Genomic DNA, 21,391 nt, shown 5'->3' with positions numbered 1-21,391 from the left:
TTATTTAACTCAAAAAATATTATGTATAGCTCCACTAGATAAGATAATTTTTCTTTATCTACATTTCAAAGATTCATTGATATTCTGTGAAAAATCTAGTTTATACATCTAGTTAAATAAAATTGTTAACGCTTACATTTTGTTGAGATTCACTAACTGATTATTACTTTTCATAATGACATTCATGCTTAGATTATCTTCATGCAAATCTAATTACTGCAAATTTTAATTTTGTATATCGAAGGTTATTTCACCTATTTTAGCAATAACCCCCTCAAAGCACTTCTATACCAAACAAACTTTTTCAAAATTCATTTTCTAGTAAACCTCCCACTAATTTTTTAGAGTTTTCTGTAATAAATTCGACATGTGATCTTGCATTTTATATTAACAAATTTAGGTCACATAAGTTGTGAATGTTTTTTGTATATTTCCCTTCCCTTATATGTCTAACAAAAACAAATAATATATTTTATAAAAGAAAAAAATATATTTAAAAGAATTATTAAAACGGTATTTTCGGCTAATTAGGTCAACTGCTATAAAAATAACATTCAAAATAATTATGTTATTTTTATACGAAAATGATTATATTAGTAGCTTAAATTTTTATTTGTGTTTGTAATGGGATGTTTTCCTCACATTGAGATTCAACTAAATCGCCCTTCTCTTCAGCGGTAGGGTTATTTTGGGTTATATAATGATATACCATGCCAACAAATACAGATCCACCAATAATATTTCCAATTGTAACCGGAATTAAATTATAAATAGCCCCACTAAAAGAAATTGTATTGGGATGTGGCGATACCAGGGAGATTGCAAATAGCGATAAATTTGCAATGCTATGTTCATATCCAGATAAAAAAAATGTAAAAACCAATAACATCATAACAATTATTTTTGCTGTATCCCCTTTTACTTGAGAAGGAAGGAAGCATGCTAGACAAACAAGCCAATTACATAAAATAGCTTTGAAAAATAGCTGTATTGTCGGAGTATTCATTTTTACTTCAACAACATTACTTATCAAATGTTCATATTCAATTTGATTAAAAATACCAGTACCATAAAATAATAACGCAAAAAATATTGCACCTACCAGATTACCTAAAAAACAAGCACCCCAGTTACGACAAGTATCTAAGACCGTTGTTTTTTTTCGTAAGGTCGAAATTGTAAAATACATTGTATTCCCAGTAAATAATTCCGCTCCACCATATATTATTAATATAAGTGCAATTCCAAAAAATAAAGAAGCACTTAAATATGTTGCAGGTGAATTTACAACATGAAAAAAATCCCCTAATTTAAAACATAATACGATAATAAATCCAATATAGATGCCGGCTAGTACCGCTCGTACAAAATATTGTATTGGGTTTATATCTAATATTTGTTTCTTCTTTTGTGCAAGTTTTATAGCATCAGCTATCCCTTTTTCTAACATAAAATTATACACTCCTTTAGTTCCTATTTATTATAAATTATCCTAAGAATAAACTACATGTTTCAATATTCACTTTCAAGATTTTGTTCAACTTTTCACAAAATAAACACACTCACTTTACGAAATAATTCAAATGATGTGCAATCTGCTATATTTACTAAATCCTAGAAGGTGCATAATCCACGAATATACCCATTCAATATAGATTAAAAAATAATTAATCTGGTATAACAAGTTTTAATTTATCATGTTTAAGAAAAGCACTTCATCTTAATTTTTACTTACTTGTATAGTGACGCATCAGGAAATTCATTATATTTATACAAAAAACTTTAATTTTAGGTACAGTGTGTTTATATGCTTTACTCTTTAAAAATTGAAGAAATACTACTATCAGCAAACATATTCAATATTTTCTATCTGAAATATCTTAGTAAAATGTTAAAAATTCGGCTCTAACCTATGAATTTAATGGGATCCAATTTGTATCTCATTACCCGAATAAAGATAATTTGTGACATATTTTAAAATAAACTACATATCAAGCACTCTGTTTTTAAAATTGATATAATATGAACAGACATCATTGCTCAACACTTCACAATCAAAAGGAGAAATTGATATGAGGAAACGAAAACGCTTAGTAATCATCGGTAATAGTATATCTAGTTTACGCTGTATTGAACAAATTTTAATACAAAACCCTAATATGTATAACATTTCTATTTTCAGTGATGAACTCTATCCTCTCTACAATCAGATAAACACTATTTCATTAAAATTAAATATAAAAAATAGAATGCTAAAGAAATATAATTGGTACAAACAACATAATATTAAGCTTTTCACAAACGAAAAGGTAATAGAAATTGATCGTGAGGACGAGGTCATTGTTACAGATAAACGACGTATTGTTTTCTACGATAAACTCATCATTGCAACAGGCTCTACTGCTTTTATTTTTCCCGTTAAAGGACTGCAATTATTTGGAGTAAATAAACTTAAAACAACTGAAGAAATCCAATTTCTATTAAATACTAAGAAGCATTCAAAAAAAGCTATTATTATTGGCAATGGTATGCTCGGTCTAAAAATTGCACAAAAATTATTTAATTTAGGAATAGACGTCCACGTTGTTCATTTCATTTCACACTTAATGGCAAAACAAGATATCCTGGATTGTTCATTACTACGTAACAAGCTAAAAGCAAAAGGGATTCAATTTTTCATGGAAAAAAACACGGTTAAAATCCTAGGTACAGAATACGCAGAGGGAATTCAATTCGAAGATGGCACTATTATAAAATACGATTTAATTGTAATACCTATTGGTAGGCGACCTAATACACATTTAGCAGAAAAGGCTGGTTTACATGTTAACCGTGGCATAGTTGTTAATAAGTATATGCAAACAAATGATAAATTAATTTATGCAGTTGGTGAATGCACTGAACACAATGGTATTACATTAGGATTTCGAGCCCCCCTCCATACACAAGCTACTGTATTAGCCGAGCATATAACAAATGCACAGACAAATACTCTTTTTGCGTAATTTCTTAGTTAATTAAAACAAATTCATTATAACTTTTATCTATAAAAAAACTCTTCTTAATAATTGTTTAAGAAGAGTTTTAATCCCTTGAAAACGTATTAAAGGGAAAACTTCAATATTGACATGTTTGCAATCCTATTGCGTACTAAATTAAAATATCAATTTAAATAAGGAGACATACTAAAATGCAACGACACAAAAATATATATTTTTTAATCATTTTCTGCATCGTATTATGTATAATAACTCTAGTCCATAAAGATGAAAATAATAGCGCTAAAAATAAAACATATGGGATGGATAAACTTGTTAAACTCGATAAAAAAAATTCATATTCTAAAGAGAATAATCCTTTAGAAGTCCCTTTAATTCTACAAAATCCAGAATTAGAACGTGGATGCGAAGTTACAAGTTTAGCAATGCTTTTAAATTTTAATGGTCTATCCGTTGATAAATTAGAATTAGCTAAAAATATTAAATATGTCCCTTTTCAAAACAATGGATTAATGGGAAATATGGACGAAGGATTTGTTGGAGATATGTATGACATAGATATGCCTGGTTTAGGTGTGCATATTAAGCCGATTTTAGAGTTAGCTAAATTATACATACCAGAGAATTGTATTATAGATTTAACTGGAAGTAATCCCCAAAATTTATATAAAGCAATTGATAAAGGACACCCTGTTTGGATTTTAACAAACGCAAGCTTCCGCAAACTACCTGATTATGAGTTTCGTACTTGGAAAACAAATTCGGGTGAGGGGCGGGTTACATACCGTCAACATAGTGTTTTATTAACTGGATATACCGGTCAATATGTATACATTAATGACCCATTAGATATGGAAAAAAACAAAAGAATTGATAAGAAAGATTTTGAGGAAGCATGGGTTCAATTAGGCAGCCAAGCCCTAACTATCATTCCTTAAAAACACAAAGCTATAAGTTGAGATAAATTTAAAATCACTAATTTTCTATTATATAATTATTATATAATAATACTTGGTTTACACGAGAATTAATAACATTATAATTGTAATATTAAAGGACACACCTATACCATTGGAGTGGTACGTAAGGTGTGTCCTTCCCATAAATCAAAAATATAAGATAAAATAATTTAAAATTTATTATTTAAGTTTGATTATAAGGTATGTAGTATTTTGCGGCTCAAAAAATCCATATCTTATCAATTAAACCGGTTGGTAACACATATTCCTTTTTTTGTGATTTCCTCATATATAATGATTTTAAGAATTTACACAATTAAAATACTTACTATTTTGTAATAACTCCTCTTTTATATTCTTAGAAAGGAGTCTTTTGTCAGAAACTGATAAGTCTTCTAATAGCTAACTGATTTTTTATTATTATTTTCTTATTTCCAACAGAGGCCATGAGTCCTAAACTTTCAAACTTATTCAATTTACGACTAATAGTCTCTCTTGTTACCCCCGCATAATTTGCCAATTCCTCTCGTGTCAATGGCAAGTTAATAAGTATTCCATCCTCAGTACTTTTGCCATATTTATCACAAAACTCCAATAGTATGTGAGCAATTCTAACTTCAGGATTGTTTGTCGCTAAATTTTGCACTAAATTCTCTATCTTAGCTAAACGTTTTGTGACAACTTTTAACAGCTTTAATGCAATACTTGGATTTCGTTCCATTATATAATCCATATTTTCTTTTTTTAGCATACAGATATGAGTATCTTCTATAGCATACGCACTAAAATTACTTTTTTCATCATAATTAAATATATTTAATTCACAAAAGGATTCACCACTTGTTAGTATATGCAATATTTGCTCTTTCCCTTGAAGAGTTAATGTACATAGCTTTACTTGTCCACTATTAATAATAAATAATGTATCTGATTTATCTCCCTCAAGAATTAATGGCTGACCCTTTTTAAACTTCCTATGTTTTGTCATTGAAGCTATATTACTAATTTCCTCTTCGGAAAGGGTCTTAAAAATTAGTACTTTTCTTGGGCAAAGCTCTCTTGATTTTTTATGATTATCGTCCATACTTTCTCACCTTACTTTAACTATAGAATTAAAAATATACTGATATCCAAGGTTATTATAGACATTTTTATCAAATATTGCAGTGACCCAAATCACAACTATATGTTTATGAAGACAGTGATATACACTATCTTCATAAACATATTTTGATATGGCATAGAAAAATATGGCCCTGAGGAGAAAGGGTGGCGCCAGGGCCATATAGAGTGTACCGAGAATGGCTGAATCGGTATAAGTATCTGCTACATAATTATTATAGAATTTTTTAAAGAATATTTCTGTGACCAGAATCACATTCAAAAATATAAAAAACAATGAGAATACTGTGCAGTATTCTCATTGTTTTTTCCTTCTTATTCATCTAGTGGTGCAAAATGATTTTTATCTTCTCCGCACACAGGACAAACCCAGTCCTCTGGTAAATCTTCGAAACTTGTTCCTGGTTCTATATCCTCATCTGGATCCCCTACCTCTGGGTTATATATATATCCACATGGTAAACAAATGTATTTTTTCATGATTTCCTCTCCTTTTTGTACAGATTTATATTTTTTCTTTTAACTTGTTCATTATTTCACTTATGTTTGTATTTAATAAATCTATTCCTTCTAACGACACATGCTTTTCAATCACAGATTTGTAAGAAATAGATGCAGCAACTCCTTCTAATGAAATCACACCGACTATTTTATTATCCTTAATAAATAACCTTGTATACTTCTCCTTACCGTCTTCTTCAACAATTGTTGTATCACATTGCTCTTCATTAACAACTCCAATTGAAAATAAAGATACATTGAATGCGTTAAAAATAGTGGTTGGAATTTCTTTTTTATAAATGGCAGTTTTAGAGACCATATTACTACCTGCTACTCTTCCTTGTTCCAAGGCAGTCCCCCATAAGCCTTCAATTTCATTATTTACTTCTGCAACATCTCCCGCAGCGTATACGGAGTCTATATTTGTTCTCATCTTCTCATCCACAACAATACCTCTATTTAATTTAATAGCAGTATCATGTACAAGTTTAGTGTTCGGAGTAACGCCAATTGAGTAAACAATACTATCACAATTAATTTGAGAATTGTCGTTCATCTTTATGCCAGTTACGGATTCTTTCCCGAGAATAGAATCAATAGAAGTATTTAAATACACCTTTACTCCTTCCTTTTCAATTTTTCGTTTTAAGAGCAGCGAAGATTTTATATCTAATTGTCTTCTCATTAATAAAGGAGCTACTTCTACAATAGATACCTTTTTACCATCTTTCAGAATAGACCATGCTGTTTCTAAACCTTGTACACCCCCACCAATGGTCACAACACTTTCTTTGTCCTCTAAATGTCCTTTAAGCTCATCTGCTTCTTTCATGTCCCTAATAGTAAAAATATTTTTTTTATTAATTCCATTTATCTCTAATCTTCTATTATTCGCTCCTGTACAAATTAATAGTTTATGATAAGAAAATACCGCTTCATTGGATGTAACAATAAATTGCTCATCTGTATTAATTTTTACCACCTTTGTATTTATAAAAACTGATATGTGATTATCTTGATACCACTTTTTCTTTTTAATTAACACTTTTTCACTGTGTAAATCTGAATACAGATCCTTTGATAATTTAATTCTTTTATAAGGTAGTGATGGCTCTTCACCAAAAATAAATATATTTGATCCTTTATCATACTCTCTAATAGTTTTAGCGGCATTTACAGCGGCTACACCACTCCCAATAATAACAAAATTCTTTTCCATGTTTTCACCTCCATTTTTCGATTAAATAGAACTCAATAATAAATCTGTAACAAATGTTGTTGCATGTTGGATTTTCTTTACTTTCCCCTCATCTTTTGGAGAGAATCTAATCCGAATAGGAAATTCAACATGAGTCATACCTGTAGATTTGATAACTTTTGATGTACTTTGTACATTCATATTTGTTTCATTGAGGTAATCTTGTATCACTTCAATTGCCTCTCCACTCCAACCATATGAACCGAATGAAGCTGCAATTTTCCCTTCTAGATTCATTTCTGTCATTTCTTTTAAAATTTCTTCTAAATTACCAATCATATCTGCATATCTAGTTGAAGATCCTATGAAGACTGCATCTGCTTCTTGGATACTCTTTAAAACCTCTAATTTTTTTGATTTATCAGCGTTAAATACTGTTACATGAATATTATCTGCTTCTAAAGTTTCTTTAATAATATTTGCTACTTTTTTTGTATTATGTTTAATTGTTGTATATACAATTGTTACTTTCTTATCTTGATTCGTATCTCTACTCATATCCGCATATAATTTAATATACTTCTGTATATCCTGACGTAAAATGTAGCCATGAGATGGTGCAATCATTTGTACATCCAATTCTTTTAGAGCTTCTATTAATGTTCTTACATATCTTCTATGTGGATGGATAATGGCATTATAATAGCCGATAAAATCTTCCGTAATATCTACATTCGCTTTATCACTGAAAATCTCGTCATTTGCTATATGAGTACTAAAAATATCACAAGGAAATAAAATTTTATCCTCTACACAGTAGGTAATCATTGTTTCTTCAGTATGAAGATATGGCGTTTCTTTAAATTTCAATGTTTTTCCACCAATATCTAATGTATCACCGTCTTTTACTACTAAAAACTTTCGATTATGCAGTTTATACATCTCTTGTATTTCTGGTACTGCAATTTCTGTACATACAATCGTTGCATTAGTAGCTCTTGATGCTAATGCTGCCAATCCCCCTGAATGGTCGGGTTCTGTATGATTCACTACAATATACTGAATTTCTTGTGGATCAATTAATTTACTTAATGATTCTACAAATTCTCTTCCAAACTCTATATCAACTGTATCAATCACTGTTGGTTTTTCCGTTTTTAGCAAGTACGCGTTATAAGTTGTTCCTTTTGCTAAGATTAAACGATGAAATGGAACTTCTCTATTATCAACTTTTCCTACCCAATATATATCTTTAGTTAACTGAATTTCTTTGCCCATATAACTCAATTCCTCCTCAATCAGATTCGATTTACCACTGAATTATATAAACTTTTTTATAATTAAAAGAGGACTAGAATCACATTTTAAAAAAATTAATAAAAAAACACCTGAGTAACAGCTTTCTACTCAGGTGTTTTTAAAATTTATTTTGTTGCTACAATTACTAATGCCGGACCATCAAGTGAATATATTTTTTTATCAAAATTAGCGTAAGTTTCTACTGACTCAAATCCACAATCTATTAATATGGGAAGTAATTGTTTTTTTGTAATTGGATATAACTCTATACTATTTGAGAATTCTTCACCACTTGTATTTAATGTTACAGTAAATAGCACCTTTGTTCTCTCTATTGCATAATCTCGTTTGAATGAGAAATGTTCTTTCTTAATTACTGGAAATATGAAATTTTTTTGATTTAATACTTTTTCATAGTTTACAATTTGAACTATGAACTTTCCATTTTTCTTAAGTTTTTTAAAAGAGCTTTGAATAAAATCAGTAATTTCCTGTACATTGTCTAAATGAACCAACGTATTTCCAATACAATAAATACCATCAAATATCCCAGGTACATCGTCTATTTGCTGCATTCTAAGTGTATTTACAAAAAGTCTTCCCCTATGGGTTATAGCCTTCTCAGAAATTTTATCAGCCATTTTCTTCTCTGGTTCCATCGCAGTTACAATCATTCCTTTTTCAACTAATGCATTAGCCACATTCCCTGTTGCCGCACCTACATCAATTACGGAGTCCCCCTCTTGTAAATAAGAAGCAATAAAATTCACTTGTTTTTCATTTTCCGGAAAAATTTCATCATAATACGGCATTAATTTTTGGTAAAAAGTCATTATTTATACACTCCTTTCTACATACAGTATTGAAGAAAACATTAATACAATATTAAATATAAATATAATATAAACAATATGAATCATTATTAGTCTTTACGAGATAAAATATTTAAATACTATTATTGTTGTAATAAAAACGTAAATAGCATTTATACTCTCTAAAATCCCCACCTTTAAGATTGAAATATTCCTTCCATACAGTACTATAGACCGTATCAAACTTGGGATAAAAATAATGGTAATCGTTGGTGATAAAATAAGCGTAACAATCACAAGTAATAAATGGTACCACCATGATAGAATGCGATACGTTGGATTCTTTTTTTCACGTATCATTGTTTTTACATAAAACGTACTTCCTATAAAATATAAAAATGTTATAGTCGCTATTATCAATATATTTTTATCGACTGTTTTCATTGTGAAGTAATAACTTATAATGCCCCCTATACAAAACAAAAGAATTGCACATACATCATTTAATAAGGCTCGTTCATTTTTTTTGCTAGAAAAATAAATGTTTATACAAAAAAACGGGAGCATAATAATAGAAAAGTAAACTATACGCCATTCATAACTAAGAGCAATAGCTGTACATATACAAGCCTCACCAAAGTAAAGAAAAAAATAATACAAATAATACTTCTTTCGCGGCTGTTTTACATACATTAATAAGGGATATGTAGCTAAATACACAAAAAACCACGCTAAAAAAAGAGGTATATGATACCATGTCCATTTACCAGTTAAAATACCTAAAACAAATGGAATAAGCAGCATTCCCCAGGCTCCATGCTGCTTTGGAATAATTAACTTCATTCTTCCACACCTCACATTTAATTTTTTATCAAAATGTTACGTAAGAATGATAATAAGTAGCATATATATCATTAAATTTATAGATAAAAAACTTTACCAGTGAGAGAATCCCCCACTGGTAATCATACTCCACCAATTTAGGGAATACCCATCCCAAATAGTAAAATATAATGAATTTCTCATACTCACTCTTCCCTTATAAGATAAACTATGTTTTTAAAAAATACTGTGAGTGAAATCACTGCATTCTATTTTTATACCTTTTATTTTATAAAATTAAACACTCTTCATTGTGTTTTTACTCTCTATTGATAACCTCACTCTTTGAACCTAAAACAAAAGAATTTTTATCTATAAATAATTGAATCATTCTATATCTTTTCATTTTTTATGAGCAAGATAATACGATAAACTTCTAGATTTAATCTCTTCTAAATAGAAAAAATCACATACTTCATATATTAGTACCATTGCAGAAACAAACTATATATAGTATCATTTACCGATATTGAGTACCACATATTGAAAAGGAGTGAATTTCATGAACACCTCAGACAATTTAAAACAGCAAAAAAATACTTTATGGACAACTTTTCATAAAATTATAAAAAGTAACGATCAAGACTTAATGCAAGAAAATGCAAATGTTGATGGTCGATCTCCAATGGGAATGATGGGAACATTTGCATCAGAGAGCGCAAAACTTTATGTAAGGGAACATTTGCTTTCTAAACAAGTAAAAGAAGCTATCAATCAAAACATTTTATATCCACACGATTTAGATTTTTATGCAACAGGAACAACCACGTGTTCACAAATCCCTTTAGCACAATTGCTGAAAAAAGGGTTCCACACTGGACATGGCCATATGAGACAACCACAAGATATTAAAAGTGCATTAGCACTCTCGTCTATTATTCTTCAAGCTAATCAAAATATGCAGCATGGTGGGCAATCTCTTGCCATGTTTGATATAGATTTAGCACCATATGTGAGGAAAACATTTGAAAAAAATAAGAAAAAGTTAATAGACTATCCGCTAACAAAGGAACAAATCGAAGTGTTTGCATGGAAAGAAACAGAAAACGATACATATCAAGCATGTGAAGCATTCATTCATAATTCCAATAGTATGCATAGCCGTGGTGGTGGACAAGTTCCGTTTATTTCAATTAATTATGGAACGGACACATCAAGGGAAGGAAGGCTATTAATTAAACAATTACTACAGGCAACACAAGCGGGTTTAGGAAAAAGCGAAACGCCTATTTTCCCCATTCAAATTTTCAAGTTAAAAAAAGGTGTGAATTTTGAAGAAAAAGATCCAAATTATGATTTATTTGAACTTGCATTAGAAACAACAGCAAAGCGATTGTTCCCTAACTTTTCATTTTTAGATGCGCCATTTAATGCAGCGTATTATAATGGGCACCCAGAAAGTGAAGTATGTTATATGGGTTGTCGTACTCGTGTGATGTCTAATATTCATGGTGAGGAGACAGCAATTGGCAGGGGAAATCTATCATTTACCTCTATTAATCTAGTAAAATTGGCTTTAATAAATGATTCAAAAGAGGGATTTTTCAAATCGTTAAATCATTATATCAAACTTGGCATTCGTCAATTGCTAGAAAGATATTCATATCAATGTACAAAAAAGGCAAGAGATTTTCAATTCCTATATTCACAAGGGATTTGGCGCAATGGAGAAAAACTACAACCAGAAGATTCAGTTTCTGAGATTTTACAGCAAGGAACATTGAGCCTTGGTTTTATTGGACTTGCGGAATGCTTGGTTGCCTTAACAGGAAAACACCATGGGGAAGATAAAGATTCATGGCAACTTGGAAAAGAAATTGTTACCTTTATGAGAAAAAAGATGGACCAAGCAACAAAAGAACATTGCTTGAATTTCACTTTAATTGCAACTCCTGCCGAGGGACTATCAGGGAAGTTTATCAAAAAGGATCGTGCTGAATTTGGAACTATTACAGGTGTAACCAATCATGATTACTATACAAATTCATTTCATATTCCAGTTTATTACCCTATTCAAGCAATTAATAAAATACGTTTAGAAGGACCGTTTCATGCTCTTTGCAACGGTGGTCATATTACGTATATTGAACTAGATGGGGCGGCAGCACATAATCTAATGGCTTTAAAACAGATTGTTCAAGCAATGGCACAGTATGAAGTAGGATATGGTTCAATTAATCATCCGGTGGATCGTTGTAAATGTTGTGACTATAATGGAGTTATTGAAAATGAATGCCCCAGCTGTGGAAATATAGAAGACCATCATATTGAAAGAATTCGCCGTATTACTGGATATCTTGTCGGGGACATGTCAAAATGGAACAATGCAAAGCGTAGTGAAGAAGCAGATCGTGTGAAACATAAATGAAGGTAATGAATATTATTCATGATAGTGTAGTAGATGGTGAAGGGTTACGGACAGTTGTATTTTTTGCCGGTTGTCCGCATCATTGTTTAGGTTGCCATAATCCCAAATCATGGAATCTTCATAATGGTACCGAGATGAGTGTGAAAGAAATTATAAAAGAAATTTCCACAAATCCTCTAACTGATGTAACATTTTCAGGTGGTGACCCATTTTTTCAAGCTATCGAGGTCAAAGAAGTTGCAAAGGCTGTAAAAAGTTTAAACAAAAATCTTTGGATTTACACTGGTTATACACTAGAAGAGATACAAAACTCACAAAACAAAGATATGATTGAGCTGTTACATTATGGAGATGTTTTAGTTGATGGAAGATTTGAAATCGAAAAAAGAGATTTGACACTTCCATTTCGCGGAAGCTCAAATCAACGTATTATACGCCTAAAATAAATATAATTTCCTTGCTCTTTTTCGATTATTAGTCATCACTAATCCAATATTTATGAGCAGAAAGCATCTGCTCATAAATATTGGAAATATACAATAAAAAATTTATAAAAACGGGTTATAAAAAGGGACATGCTCAATTCTTACACTTTTTTTTGCAATGCTTTTGGAACATATACACAAAAAGGTTCGCTTTCCATGTAATCCCCCGTCATCGCAAATGCCCTAGAACGAGATCCCCCACAAACATATCGAAACTCACAAACACCGCATTTTCCTTTATAATTGTCTGGATTACGAAGACTTTGAAAAACAGGAGAGTTTCGATAAATTTCAGCTATCGGTGTTGATTTAATATTTCCGGTTTTAATCGGCAATAGCCCACTTGGGTATACATCTCCAATATGAGAAATAAATACAACTCCATTTCCATCATTTACTCCTTTTGGAGCGCGTCCAAATTCATTAACTCCGTCCGTCATCCCTTCCATCAGTACATCTCTATATTGAATAATTTGATCTATCTTTTTAATTCCCTTCATTTTTTCTTGAAGAACAACGCGTCTATAGTGCTGAGCAGCTGTGGTTTTTATATCAAAAGAAACAGTTTTACTAAGCTGATATAGCCAGCGGAACACTCTTTCATGTTGAATTGGTGAAATCATATCTTTCTCTTTACCACGTCCTGTTGGGACTAAGAAAAATACACTCCACAACACACAACCTAATGCTTCTACTAAATTTGCCATATCTTTAAGTACACTCAAATTATAATTAGAAACAACTGTATTAATTTGAATAGGGATTTTTAATTCATTTAAATGATGAATTGCATCCATTGTTAATTTAAATGACCCCTCTGTTCCTCTAAAATGATCGTGTACTTCAGCTGTTGGTCCATCTATACTAAATGCCCATCTAGCAATCCCAACATCTTTTGCTTTTTTAATCGCTTCTTTAGTAACCTTTGGAGTAGCACTGGGTGTCATGGAAACCCGAATACCTTTCTTCACCGCGTATTCAGCAATATCATATATATCCGAACGCATTAATGGATCCCCACCAGTAAAAACCAGCATCGGATTATCCATTTCATATATATCATCAATTAGTTTTTTTCCTTCTTCTAATGTTAACTCAAAAGGATCGCGATAATGCTGAGCTTCAGCACGACAATGTAGACATTTTAATTCGCATGCTCTTGTTAACTCCCATATTACAATAAACGGGTTTTTAATATAATCACGATTTGTCAAAAAGAAAGCCTCCCATCAACTTACATACTATATTGTAAAATTATATGTTCATTTATGTTGTGAGATTTATCACGCATAAGTTTTTAGCAATTAAAACCCCCTCACCAAAATAGATGAAATTAAGATAAAAAAGCACTCACCTATAAGTAGGAGAGCGCTTTTTATTTTAAAAATATCTTTAAAATTTATATTTTATATTTTTTTTATATAAATTTTATTTATTTATTATTTCTATTAGATTTCATCAAATCATCTAGTAATAAATCTAATTCTCTACTATAACAAATTACCTTTTCATGAGTGAATCCATACTGCTTAACAAGCGATATTAATTCCTCTTTTTTTTCAATTACTTGATTTAACTTCTTATAATTAGACATAGCTTTTGTACACTCCCATCTTACCTACATACAGGTCATCTAGGTAGCATTTTTATTAGATGTTCCATTTAAAGCACAGCTGTTTATAATATATATTTCCCCTTAACACCCATATACAATACATTTACAAATATCAAATACAAAATCTATGAACTTAAAAAGTTATACCTACTTAACTTATTACACACCTTTATATGCTTGCTTATATACTTCTTTTAATTCTGAAATCAATGGAAGTTTCGGATTTGCTGGTGTACATTGATCTTCAAATGCTCTTTCCGATAAGACATCCACAACATTTTCAAATGCTTCTTGTTTTACTCCTTGTCCTGCAATACTCATATTAATATTCAATTCTTTTCCAAGGCTGATAATTGCTTGCACAAGAGATTCTACCCCTTCTTCCACTGTACTTGCTGGCAGCCCCAATGTTCTTGCAATATATGCATAACGTTCATCTGCCACAAAATGCTCATATTTTGGGAACAATGCATGTTTTCTCGGCTTAATAGCATTATAGCGGATTACATGCGGCATTAAGATTGCGTTAGCGCGTCCATGTGGAATGTGAAATTCTGGTCCAAGCTTATGCGCCAAACTATGATTAATACCAAGAAATGCATTTGCAAAAGCCATACCTGCAATTGCAGAAGCATTATGCATTTTCTCACGTGCTTCTTCATCATTTCCATTTTTATATGCTCTCGGTAAATATTTAAATACTAGATCAATGGCTTTTAAGGCCAATCCATCTGTATAGTCATTTGCCATAATAGACACGTATGCTTCAATTGCATGTGTTAACACATCCATTCCAGTGTCTGCTGTTACATGAGGTGGCACTGTCATTACAAACTGTGGATCAATAATCGCTACATCTGGTGTTAATTCATAATCAGCAAGTGGATATTTTATATTATTTTTTTTATCTGTAATAACCGCGAATGGTGTCACTTCTGAACCTGTTCCTGATGTTGTTGGAATCGCAACAAATTGTGCTTTTTGCCCTAGTGTTGGAAATTTACATGTGCGTTTTCTAATATCTAAAAACTTTTGTTTGATTCCAAAGAATTTCGTTTCTGGATATTCATAAAATAGCCACATTCCTTTTGCTGCATCCATTGCTGAACCTCCGCCCAATGCAATAATTACATCAGGTTTGAAGCTTCTCATCATCTCAGCACCCTTGAATACTGTTTCATCTGATGGATCTGGTTCTACCTCTGAGAAAACACCTACTTTTACATCATTTAAATGCTGTTGTAAGTAATGTGTAACTGTGTCCACATATCCCAGGTCTACCATTCCTGGATCCGTTACAATGAATGCTCGTGAAATGTTTGGCATCTTAGCTAAATATTGTGTCGCATGTTTTTCAAAAAAAACCTTAGGTGGTAATTTGAACCATTGCATATTATTTTTTCTATTCGCCAAACGCTTTACATTTATTAAATGTGTAGCTGTTACGTTTTGAGAAACAGAATTTTTACCGTATGAACCACAACCTAATGTTAAAGATGGAATAAATGCGTTATATATATCACCAATCCCACCTTGTGCTGATGGTGAATTTACAATAAGGCGACAAGCTTTCATTCTTAAACCAAATTGTTTTTGTACTTCTTTATTTGTAGAATGAATAACCGCTGAATGCCCTAAGCCACCTAAATTTAACATTTCTTCACAATATTTAAATCCTTCTTCTTGTGAATTTGCTTTGATACAAGCTAATACTGGGCTCAATTTTTCACGTGATAGTGGATATTCTGCACCCACTCCCTTAATTTCAGCTACAAGTATTTTTGTATCTTCTGGTACCTTAATGCCTACTAATGATGCAATATAATGTGCTGATTTCCCAACGATATCACTATTTACTGCACATGTATTTTCATTAATAACAAGCTTCTCTAGTTTTATTCTCTCTTCTTCGGTAACAAAATAACAATTGTTGTCTTGCATTTCTTTTTTTACACTATTATAGATTTCTTTATCTACAATGATTGCTTGTTCAGAAGCACAAATCATACCATTATCAAATGTTTTTGATAAAATTAAATCATTTACAGCTCGTTTTACATGTGCTGATTTCTCTAAATAACAAGGTACATTCCCAGGTCCTACCCCTAAGGCCGGTTTCCCTGTAGAATATGCTGATTTCACCATTCCAGCACCCCCGGTTGCAAGAACAAGTGCAACCCCCTCATGGTTCATTAATCTTTTTGTTGCCTCAACAGAAGGTTTTTCAATCCATTGAATGCAATTCTCCGGTGCCCCTGCCTTAATTGCAGCATCTCTTAAAATTTTAGCCGCTGCAACAGAGCATTGCTGAGCAGATGGATGAAAAGCGAAAATAATTGGATTTCGTGTTTTCATTGCAATAATTGCTTTAAACATAGTTGTTGAAGTAGGATTCGTTACTGGTGTCACACCAGCAACTACACCTACTGGTTCGGCAATTTCGATGACTTCTTCATGTGAATCTTCATGAATAATTCCTACAGTCTTATCTTTTTTTATGCTATGCCAAATATATTCAGTCGCAAATATGTTCTTTGTACATTTATCCTCATACACACCTCGACCAGTTTCCTCAACCGCCATTTTTGCTAATGGCATATGTTGATCTAATCCAGATAGTGCCATTTCATGAACAATATGATCTACTTGCTCTTGCGTATAAGATTCCATTGCTTTTAGTGCTTCTTTTCCATTTTCAACTAAAGTATTAACAACTTCTTGTACATCATTTTCATCTTTAATTACTACGTTGACCATTGCTTGTACTTCTTTTTCATCTGTCTTGTTTGTCATATTAAAGCCTCCAGATCACTATAAAAATAGATTTAAAATGTTGGAACTTATTGTTTTCATCTTGCCTATTAAGTAAAGTCTTAAAACATGTGAAGTATTTCACAAATAATAATATGAAATTTTCAACTACTCCCACTATACATGAAATGACTATTTTTTATTGTGTATTTTTTGTGAAGTATTTCACAAATATTTATAATAATTCTAATCAATAATTACTTATTTACACCATCAATATATACAATTACATTCTCAGTTGTATTATTTCTCAATTCAATGTACACCTCAGCATTAAAATACAATATTTGTTGATGCCTTAATATCTCAATTTCATTATCAATTATAACCATTGTTTCACCGAAAACTGCATACATACAAATATCCTTGTTCAAATATTTTGGTATGACAACATTACCTGACGGATTAATGAAAAAAAATGATGGAAATGTATTTTCAGTTTTATTAATAATTGTTTTGAATACCTCATCATTTAATCCCATAGGTGTTACATTTTTTAGTTGCATAAATATCACTCCTATTCATGTATAAAAAATTTAATAAAGTATAATAAATTTATACTCTATTTTTACAAACTTATAGCGAGGATCTCGACTTTGCCTATAAGTTTATAACTATTAATTTCCTAAAGCAACAGTAATTCATCTTCTTGTAAAGGACTATTAATTTGTTATAGTATGTAAATCTCTTTGTTGTGATAACTCTACTAAAGAAGACACTTAACACTTATATGTAATTTATCTAGTAGTATTTTATGTGTATAGTAGTTAGAACTTTTTATTAATAAATTTTGAAAACATTAGTATATATAATATAAATTATTTTTTTATTTAAAAATATTTTGTTTGTCCCCATCCTCTCTAAAATATTCCCCCTTTTCTTAAAATCTTATATAAATATATATCTTATATATATTAAAAATATAAAGATAAAACTTTTATAGGTTCATAAAATATAGAATAAAGCCTGCTATGACAATGTTTTTAACATGCCCTACTGTAAAAAATCATAAATGGTATGTAATGGGAGTGTGAAAATAGACTTTGTTGTATCATCCTTTCTACATAAAATCATAAAATAGTACCACTATACCTACATAAAAAATGAAGAAAAATAATTCAGTAATGAGTATATTTATTCATTCGTAAATAAGAAGACATTCTCGATATTTGTCCCCAATTTGTAGTCATTTGTACACAATCTATACACAATGATCATTATTTAATCCACTTAATTCAGTTATTCATATTTAATCACATAAAACTTGATGAATTTTAGTAGATTTACTTATAGAACCCTTATATAGCAACAATAGTATGATATTTTTATTCACAAATGATACTTTTTATAAACATATCCACTAAAAATTTAATTTTTCTTATGATTTTATGTAGAGTAAAATCTCTATTCATATAGGTATTGGATGCCTTTTCAAGTTACTATTGTGGAAATTAACAATGATGAATAACTTTTATTGTATAGAAGTGCATAAAAAAAGATTCTATTTTCAATAGAATCTTTTAGAAAAGTATATAAATGGATCTAATAGAAAGACTTTGAATGATAGAGCCAACACGAATAGCCCTCTACTTTGATTTTTTTCAAATATAGAGAGCTGAAAATGATTACATTTCTTCCATTACTTTTAATACCTGTTCAGTTGATGTTACTTGAATTCCAGCACGTATCAGCTGTTCCAAGGCACGTATAAAGGTAATTAAATTTATGCTACCAGGTACTTCAATTACCCTTAGCTTTTCTTTTGGTAATTTATCTATCTTTTCAATGAACAATTCACGTACATCACTAGGAATAAAGCGTTCTTTATGTCCTTTTATTTTTAGAAGTTCACGCATTTCTATTTCTAAAGCCATATAAGCATTTAGATTTGCACCTTGTTCATAAGCGTATTTTCTAAATAATGTTTCTTCTTGATATCTTAGATAATTACGATGGTAAGATTCCTCTGTAACAGGTACGGCAAATTTGTTCTTTAATAACTCAAATGTTTTACGGAACAGCTTCTTGATGCTTCGGCGAGAGTACATAGAGAAATGCAATCCGAAATCAAATATAGCTTGTTCTTTTTGTTTTGCTGGTACGTGCTGTGTAATAAGAGGATAAACCCCTTCTTTAGCTGCGGTATCAAGAATATGATACTGTGATGTTTGATTCAATAATTTTTTCAGTGTATATACTAACTTACTTGGATATTTTTCAGTGCGATCAATCATGTCACGCAAACTATGTATTACACTACGGATTTGTCGATGACAGGTATTTTTAAGTACATGAATAAATTTATTCATGTCTCGTGTAAATTCCCCAATATGCATTTCTTGTAGTGTAGATTCAATAAATCGGGCTTTACGGGCATACGTAACCTTTGGAGTAAAAGGATCACGATACTGTAGTTCGCCTGATTCTTTTCCACATAAGAAGTCTGAATGAATAGATAAAAATAAAGTCGTGTATTTTTTCTTGTTTTGAACCCCTTTTTGTAGTTTACAGATTTTGAATAGTGGAGTTCCTGTACAAGGCAATACAGTCGTTAGTTCTTTCATAACTGCACGAATTTGATGTGGATACTTCTTATGTAGAAAGCGGTACATCCCACCAAAGTGAGTCTTATTACCTCTTTCATCCTGTTTGTCTAAAGAACGTTTTAATGTAGTCTCTCTATGCTGTTGCATAGCAATATCTAAGAATAGCTTCTTAGATGCTACTGAAAGTTCAAAGAAAGCTTTTGTAAAGACTACAGGACTAATGTAAACATAAGGATTTGCTTTTTCTGTTTCTTCATTCATAAAATGAGTTATTTTAATTGTGTATCGACTATCTAATTCATTTTCAATCGTAATAATGTTATGTAGGCTTAATTTTTTTAATGCAATATAGAATTGAGAATGCTGTATACATGCCAATTCTTCTTTGTATTGCTTATAGTCTTCCCAAAGCATATGTACTGTTACGTTTGGAATAATACCATTCGTATAGCATTTTTTATGTAGGTAAAGAAATACTTCAAGATCTGCATTTGTAATACCGTACAATTTATGTTTTCTTCCCATTGTCTTTGAAATAGTATGACGTGAAAAAGATGGCTTTGCTTGTGCAACAAATCCATCGATATCCGCAATACGTTCTTCATACGACATTTGATTAATAATATCTTCAAGGTATGTATCTTTATAGCTATAGTATTTTCCTTCCAATGCATCAACAAGTGCTTGCCAAGATTTTAATGTAACTATAACCGCATTAGTAGATTGTCCATCTAGACTACGTTGATTACGAATAACAAATGATTTGCTCATCTTTTTCACCTCCTATACAAATTAAAATATACATATCCGTACAATATAAAATATACCGATTTTAATTATAGCAAATCAAAAGTTGATGAAATGGGCCCTTTAAGAGCCAACATGAAAAAATGAAATGTACGTTAATCCCTTTCATACCAAGGGGTTTCGGGTTTTGTTCTATTTTTTTTATGGACATGATATCACTATGGATTTTCATGTTCCGAATAAATAAGAAAATGAGTTGTAAAATGCTAATAAACGTTGTTCTAATGGGGATGGAAGCTTATTTTCACAAAAATATAAGGGACATGATAGAGCTGTAGATTTTCATATTTCTATTTATTATAATTTACATGAAAACCGTCAATAAACATTGATGTTAAAGGGATTTATATGAAATTTGGTATTTATAAAAGGAACATGATACCGCTAGGGGTGATTCATCTTTTCAGATAGAAAGGGACATGATAACGCTATGAATTTTCATGTTTTATAATTCCCTGAAATTTGAGGAGATGTTGTATAAATGTATGGTATATAAGGGGTTTAGGAGGATTTATGAAACAAGAAAGGGACATGATACCGCTATAAATTTTCTTGTTTCATACCTTGAATATAGAAGAAACCCTTTTGTATCAAGGGTAAAAAAGATTATGAAAAAAATATATAGTTTAATTTCATGAAACATTTAAGACTGGATTTTTTCATGTTTTAGTCAAAAGGGACATGATACCGCTATGAATTTTCACTTTGTATGCAAACTTTAATGAGTATTACCATATATACAAGGGAAATTTTAAAACATGAATAACCTAGCTTTTTCATGTTTAATCAAAAGGGACATGATATCGCAAAAGAATTTCATGTTTCAGCTAATTCCTTGAAAAATATTAGGTTTCTTATAACGTCTTACCTTTTCCAAATGGATACAGTCTTGTATAATCAGTAAAAGAAGTGGTTAGAAGCATACGTGCTAGATTATCACTAAAGGATGGTTGGATAGAACTTACTGTATTCTTTTTTATTTTCATG

17 protein-coding genes are annotated in these 21,391 nt (G+C 30.8%); 4 read left to right on the top strand and 13 right to left on the bottom strand.

Annotated elements, in window-relative coordinates; all coding sequences use genetic code 11:
* Positions 1-601: 601 nt before the first annotated feature.
* The gene (locus tag ILT06_RS28405) at positions 602-1,450 is read right to left on the bottom strand and encodes a formate/nitrite transporter family protein (protein WP_097815473.1); all 849 of its coding nucleotides are present in this window, start codon (positions 1,448-1,450) and stop codon (positions 602-604) included.
* Between the two features lie 622 nt (positions 1,451-2,072).
* Here ILT06_RS28405 and ILT06_RS28400 point away from each other — a divergent pair.
* Both ILT06_RS28400 and ILT06_RS28395 read left to right on the top strand, forming a co-directional pair.
* Positions 2,073-3,005 carry an FAD-dependent oxidoreductase gene (locus ILT06_RS28400; RefSeq protein WP_222655720.1) on the top strand — a complete coding sequence of 311 codons (933 nt, stop codon included), beginning with the start codon at positions 2,073-2,075 and terminating at the stop codon, positions 3,003-3,005.
* Between the two features lie 185 nt (positions 3,006-3,190).
* A complete protein-coding gene (locus tag ILT06_RS28395) occupies positions 3,191-3,937 on the top strand; it encodes a C39 family peptidase (protein WP_097815471.1) in 747 nt (248 codons plus the stop codon).
* 397 nt (positions 3,938-4,334) lie between these two features.
* Here ILT06_RS28395 and ILT06_RS28390 read toward each other — a convergent pair whose 3' ends face one another.
* From ILT06_RS28390 to ILT06_RS28365, 6 genes are all read right to left on the bottom strand, one after another.
* Positions 4,335-5,042, bottom strand: coding sequence for a Crp/Fnr family transcriptional regulator (locus tag ILT06_RS28390; RefSeq protein WP_000342564.1), 708 nt, complete (start codon positions 5,040-5,042; stop codon positions 4,335-4,337).
* Between the two features lie 353 nt (positions 5,043-5,395).
* A complete protein-coding gene (rd, locus tag ILT06_RS28385; protein ID WP_000759867.1) occupies positions 5,396-5,560 on the bottom strand; it encodes a rubredoxin in 165 nt (54 codons plus the stop codon).
* Positions 5,561-5,585: 25 nt separating this feature from the next.
* A complete protein-coding gene (locus tag ILT06_RS28380) occupies positions 5,586-6,800 on the bottom strand; it encodes an NAD(P)/FAD-dependent oxidoreductase (protein WP_222655719.1) in 1,215 nt (404 codons plus the stop codon).
* A 21-nt stretch (positions 6,801-6,821) separates the two neighbouring features.
* Entirely contained in the window at positions 6,822-8,057 is a 1,236-nt protein-coding gene (locus tag ILT06_RS28375) for an FprA family A-type flavoprotein (RefSeq protein ID WP_097815469.1), read from the bottom strand.
* A 146-nt stretch (positions 8,058-8,203) separates the two neighbouring features.
* Complete coding sequence (locus ILT06_RS28370; protein WP_097815468.1) at positions 8,204-8,911, bottom strand: class I SAM-dependent methyltransferase; 708 nt, start codon at positions 8,909-8,911, stop codon at positions 8,204-8,206.
* A 96-nt stretch (positions 8,912-9,007) separates the two neighbouring features.
* Complete coding sequence (locus ILT06_RS28365) at positions 9,008-9,733, bottom strand: YwiC-like family protein (RefSeq protein WP_016083467.1); 726 nt, start codon at positions 9,731-9,733, stop codon at positions 9,008-9,010.
* Between the two features lie 541 nt (positions 9,734-10,274).
* On the opposite strand from ILT06_RS28365, the gene ILT06_RS28360 reads away from it, so the two are divergent.
* Together ILT06_RS28360 and nrdG are read left to right on the top strand one after the other, a co-directional pair.
* Positions 10,275-12,140: an anaerobic ribonucleoside triphosphate reductase gene (locus tag ILT06_RS28360; protein WP_097816069.1), complete on the top strand. Its 1,866-nt coding sequence runs from the start codon at positions 10,275-10,277 to the stop codon at positions 12,138-12,140.
* On the top strand, positions 12,137-12,586 hold the full coding sequence (gene nrdG, locus ILT06_RS28355) for an anaerobic ribonucleoside-triphosphate reductase activating protein (RefSeq protein WP_222655718.1): 450 nt from the start codon (positions 12,137-12,139) through the stop codon (positions 12,584-12,586). The genes ILT06_RS28360 and nrdG overlap by 4 nt, the downstream gene beginning before the upstream one ends.
* A gap of 140 nt (positions 12,587-12,726) precedes the next feature.
* Here nrdG and ILT06_RS28350 read toward each other — a convergent pair whose 3' ends face one another.
* From ILT06_RS28350 to ILT06_RS32735, 6 genes are all read right to left on the bottom strand, one after another.
* On the bottom strand, positions 12,727-13,839 hold the full coding sequence (locus ILT06_RS28350; RefSeq protein WP_222655717.1) for a TIGR04053 family radical SAM/SPASM domain-containing protein: 1,113 nt from the start codon (positions 13,837-13,839) through the stop codon (positions 12,727-12,729).
* Positions 13,840-14,057: 218 nt separating this feature from the next.
* A complete protein-coding gene (locus ILT06_RS28345) occupies positions 14,058-14,219 on the bottom strand; it encodes a Spo0E family sporulation regulatory protein-aspartic acid phosphatase (protein ID WP_002099070.1) in 162 nt (53 codons plus the stop codon).
* A gap of 180 nt (positions 14,220-14,399) precedes the next feature.
* Positions 14,400-16,997, bottom strand: coding sequence for a bifunctional acetaldehyde-CoA/alcohol dehydrogenase (gene adhE, locus ILT06_RS28340; RefSeq protein ID WP_222655733.1), 2,598 nt, complete (start codon positions 16,995-16,997; stop codon positions 14,400-14,402).
* A 251-nt stretch (positions 16,998-17,248) separates the two neighbouring features.
* Complete coding sequence (locus tag ILT06_RS28335) at positions 17,249-17,557, bottom strand: hypothetical protein (RefSeq protein ID WP_001176240.1); 309 nt, start codon at positions 17,555-17,557, stop codon at positions 17,249-17,251.
* A 1,119-nt stretch (positions 17,558-18,676) separates the two neighbouring features.
* The gene (locus tag ILT06_RS28330) at positions 18,677-20,368 is read right to left on the bottom strand and encodes a hypothetical protein (protein WP_061664424.1); all 1,692 of its coding nucleotides are present in this window, start codon (positions 20,366-20,368) and stop codon (positions 18,677-18,679) included.
* Positions 20,369-21,258: 890 nt separating this feature from the next.
* The gene (locus ILT06_RS32735; RefSeq protein WP_254914694.1) at positions 21,259-21,390 is read right to left on the bottom strand and encodes a hypothetical protein; all 132 of its coding nucleotides are present in this window, start codon (positions 21,388-21,390) and stop codon (positions 21,259-21,261) included.
* Position 21,391: the final 1 nt, after the last annotated feature.

Origin of the sequence: Bacillus sp. 17RED48 (assembly GCF_019837545.1) — a bacterium.
GTDB classification, from domain to species: domain Bacteria; phylum Bacillota; class Bacilli; order Bacillales; family Bacillaceae_G; genus Bacillus_A; species Bacillus_A wiedmannii.
The sequence above is the reverse complement of the archived record's forward strand: the minus strand, read 5'-3'. Positions and strand labels throughout refer to the sequence as shown.

Excerpts from the sequence above, each read along its gene's own strand:
- ILT06_RS28405 (WP_097815473.1), bottom strand. The coding sequence starts at position 1,450 with ATGTTAGAAAAAGGGATAGCTGATGCTATAAAACTTGCACAAAAGAAG.
- ILT06_RS28400 (WP_222655720.1), top strand. The coding sequence starts at position 2,073 with ATGAGGAAACGAAAACGCTTAGTAATCATCGGTAATAGTATATCTAGT.
- ILT06_RS28395 (WP_097815471.1), top strand. The coding sequence starts at position 3,191 with ATGCAACGACACAAAAATATATATTTTTTAATCATTTTCTGCATCGTA.
- ILT06_RS28390 (WP_000342564.1), bottom strand. The coding sequence starts at position 5,042 with ATGGACGATAATCATAAAAAATCAAGAGAGCTTTGCCCAAGAAAAGTA.
- rd (WP_000759867.1), bottom strand. The coding sequence starts at position 5,560 with ATGAAAAAATACATTTGTTTACCATGTGGATATATATATAACCCAGAG.
- ILT06_RS28380 (WP_222655719.1), bottom strand. The coding sequence starts at position 6,800 with ATGGAAAAGAATTTTGTTATTATTGGGAGTGGTGTAGCCGCTGTAAAT.
- ILT06_RS28375 (WP_097815469.1), bottom strand. The coding sequence starts at position 8,057 with ATGGGCAAAGAAATTCAGTTAACTAAAGATATATATTGGGTAGGAAAA.
- ILT06_RS28370 (WP_097815468.1), bottom strand. The coding sequence starts at position 8,911 with ATGACTTTTTACCAAAAATTAATGCCGTATTATGATGAAATTTTTCCG.
- ILT06_RS28365 (WP_016083467.1), bottom strand. The coding sequence starts at position 9,733 with ATGAAGTTAATTATTCCAAAGCAGCATGGAGCCTGGGGAATGCTGCTT.
- ILT06_RS28360 (WP_097816069.1), top strand. The coding sequence starts at position 10,275 with ATGAACACCTCAGACAATTTAAAACAGCAAAAAAATACTTTATGGACA.
- nrdG (WP_222655718.1), top strand. The coding sequence starts at position 12,137 with ATGAAGGTAATGAATATTATTCATGATAGTGTAGTAGATGGTGAAGGG.
- ILT06_RS28345 (WP_002099070.1), bottom strand. The coding sequence starts at position 14,219 with ATGTCTAATTATAAGAAGTTAAATCAAGTAATTGAAAAAAAAGAGGAA.
- adhE (WP_222655733.1), bottom strand. The coding sequence starts at position 16,997 with ATGGTCAACGTAGTAATTAAAGATGAAAATGATGTACAAGAAGTTGTT.
- ILT06_RS28335 (WP_001176240.1), bottom strand. The coding sequence starts at position 17,557 with ATGCAACTAAAAAATGTAACACCTATGGGATTAAATGATGAGGTATTC.
- ILT06_RS28330 (WP_061664424.1), bottom strand. The coding sequence starts at position 20,368 with ATGAGCAAATCATTTGTTATTCGTAATCAACGTAGTCTAGATGGACAA.
- ILT06_RS32735 (WP_254914694.1), bottom strand. The coding sequence starts at position 21,390 with ATGAAAATAAAAAAGAATACAGTAAGTTCTATCCAACCATCCTTTAGT.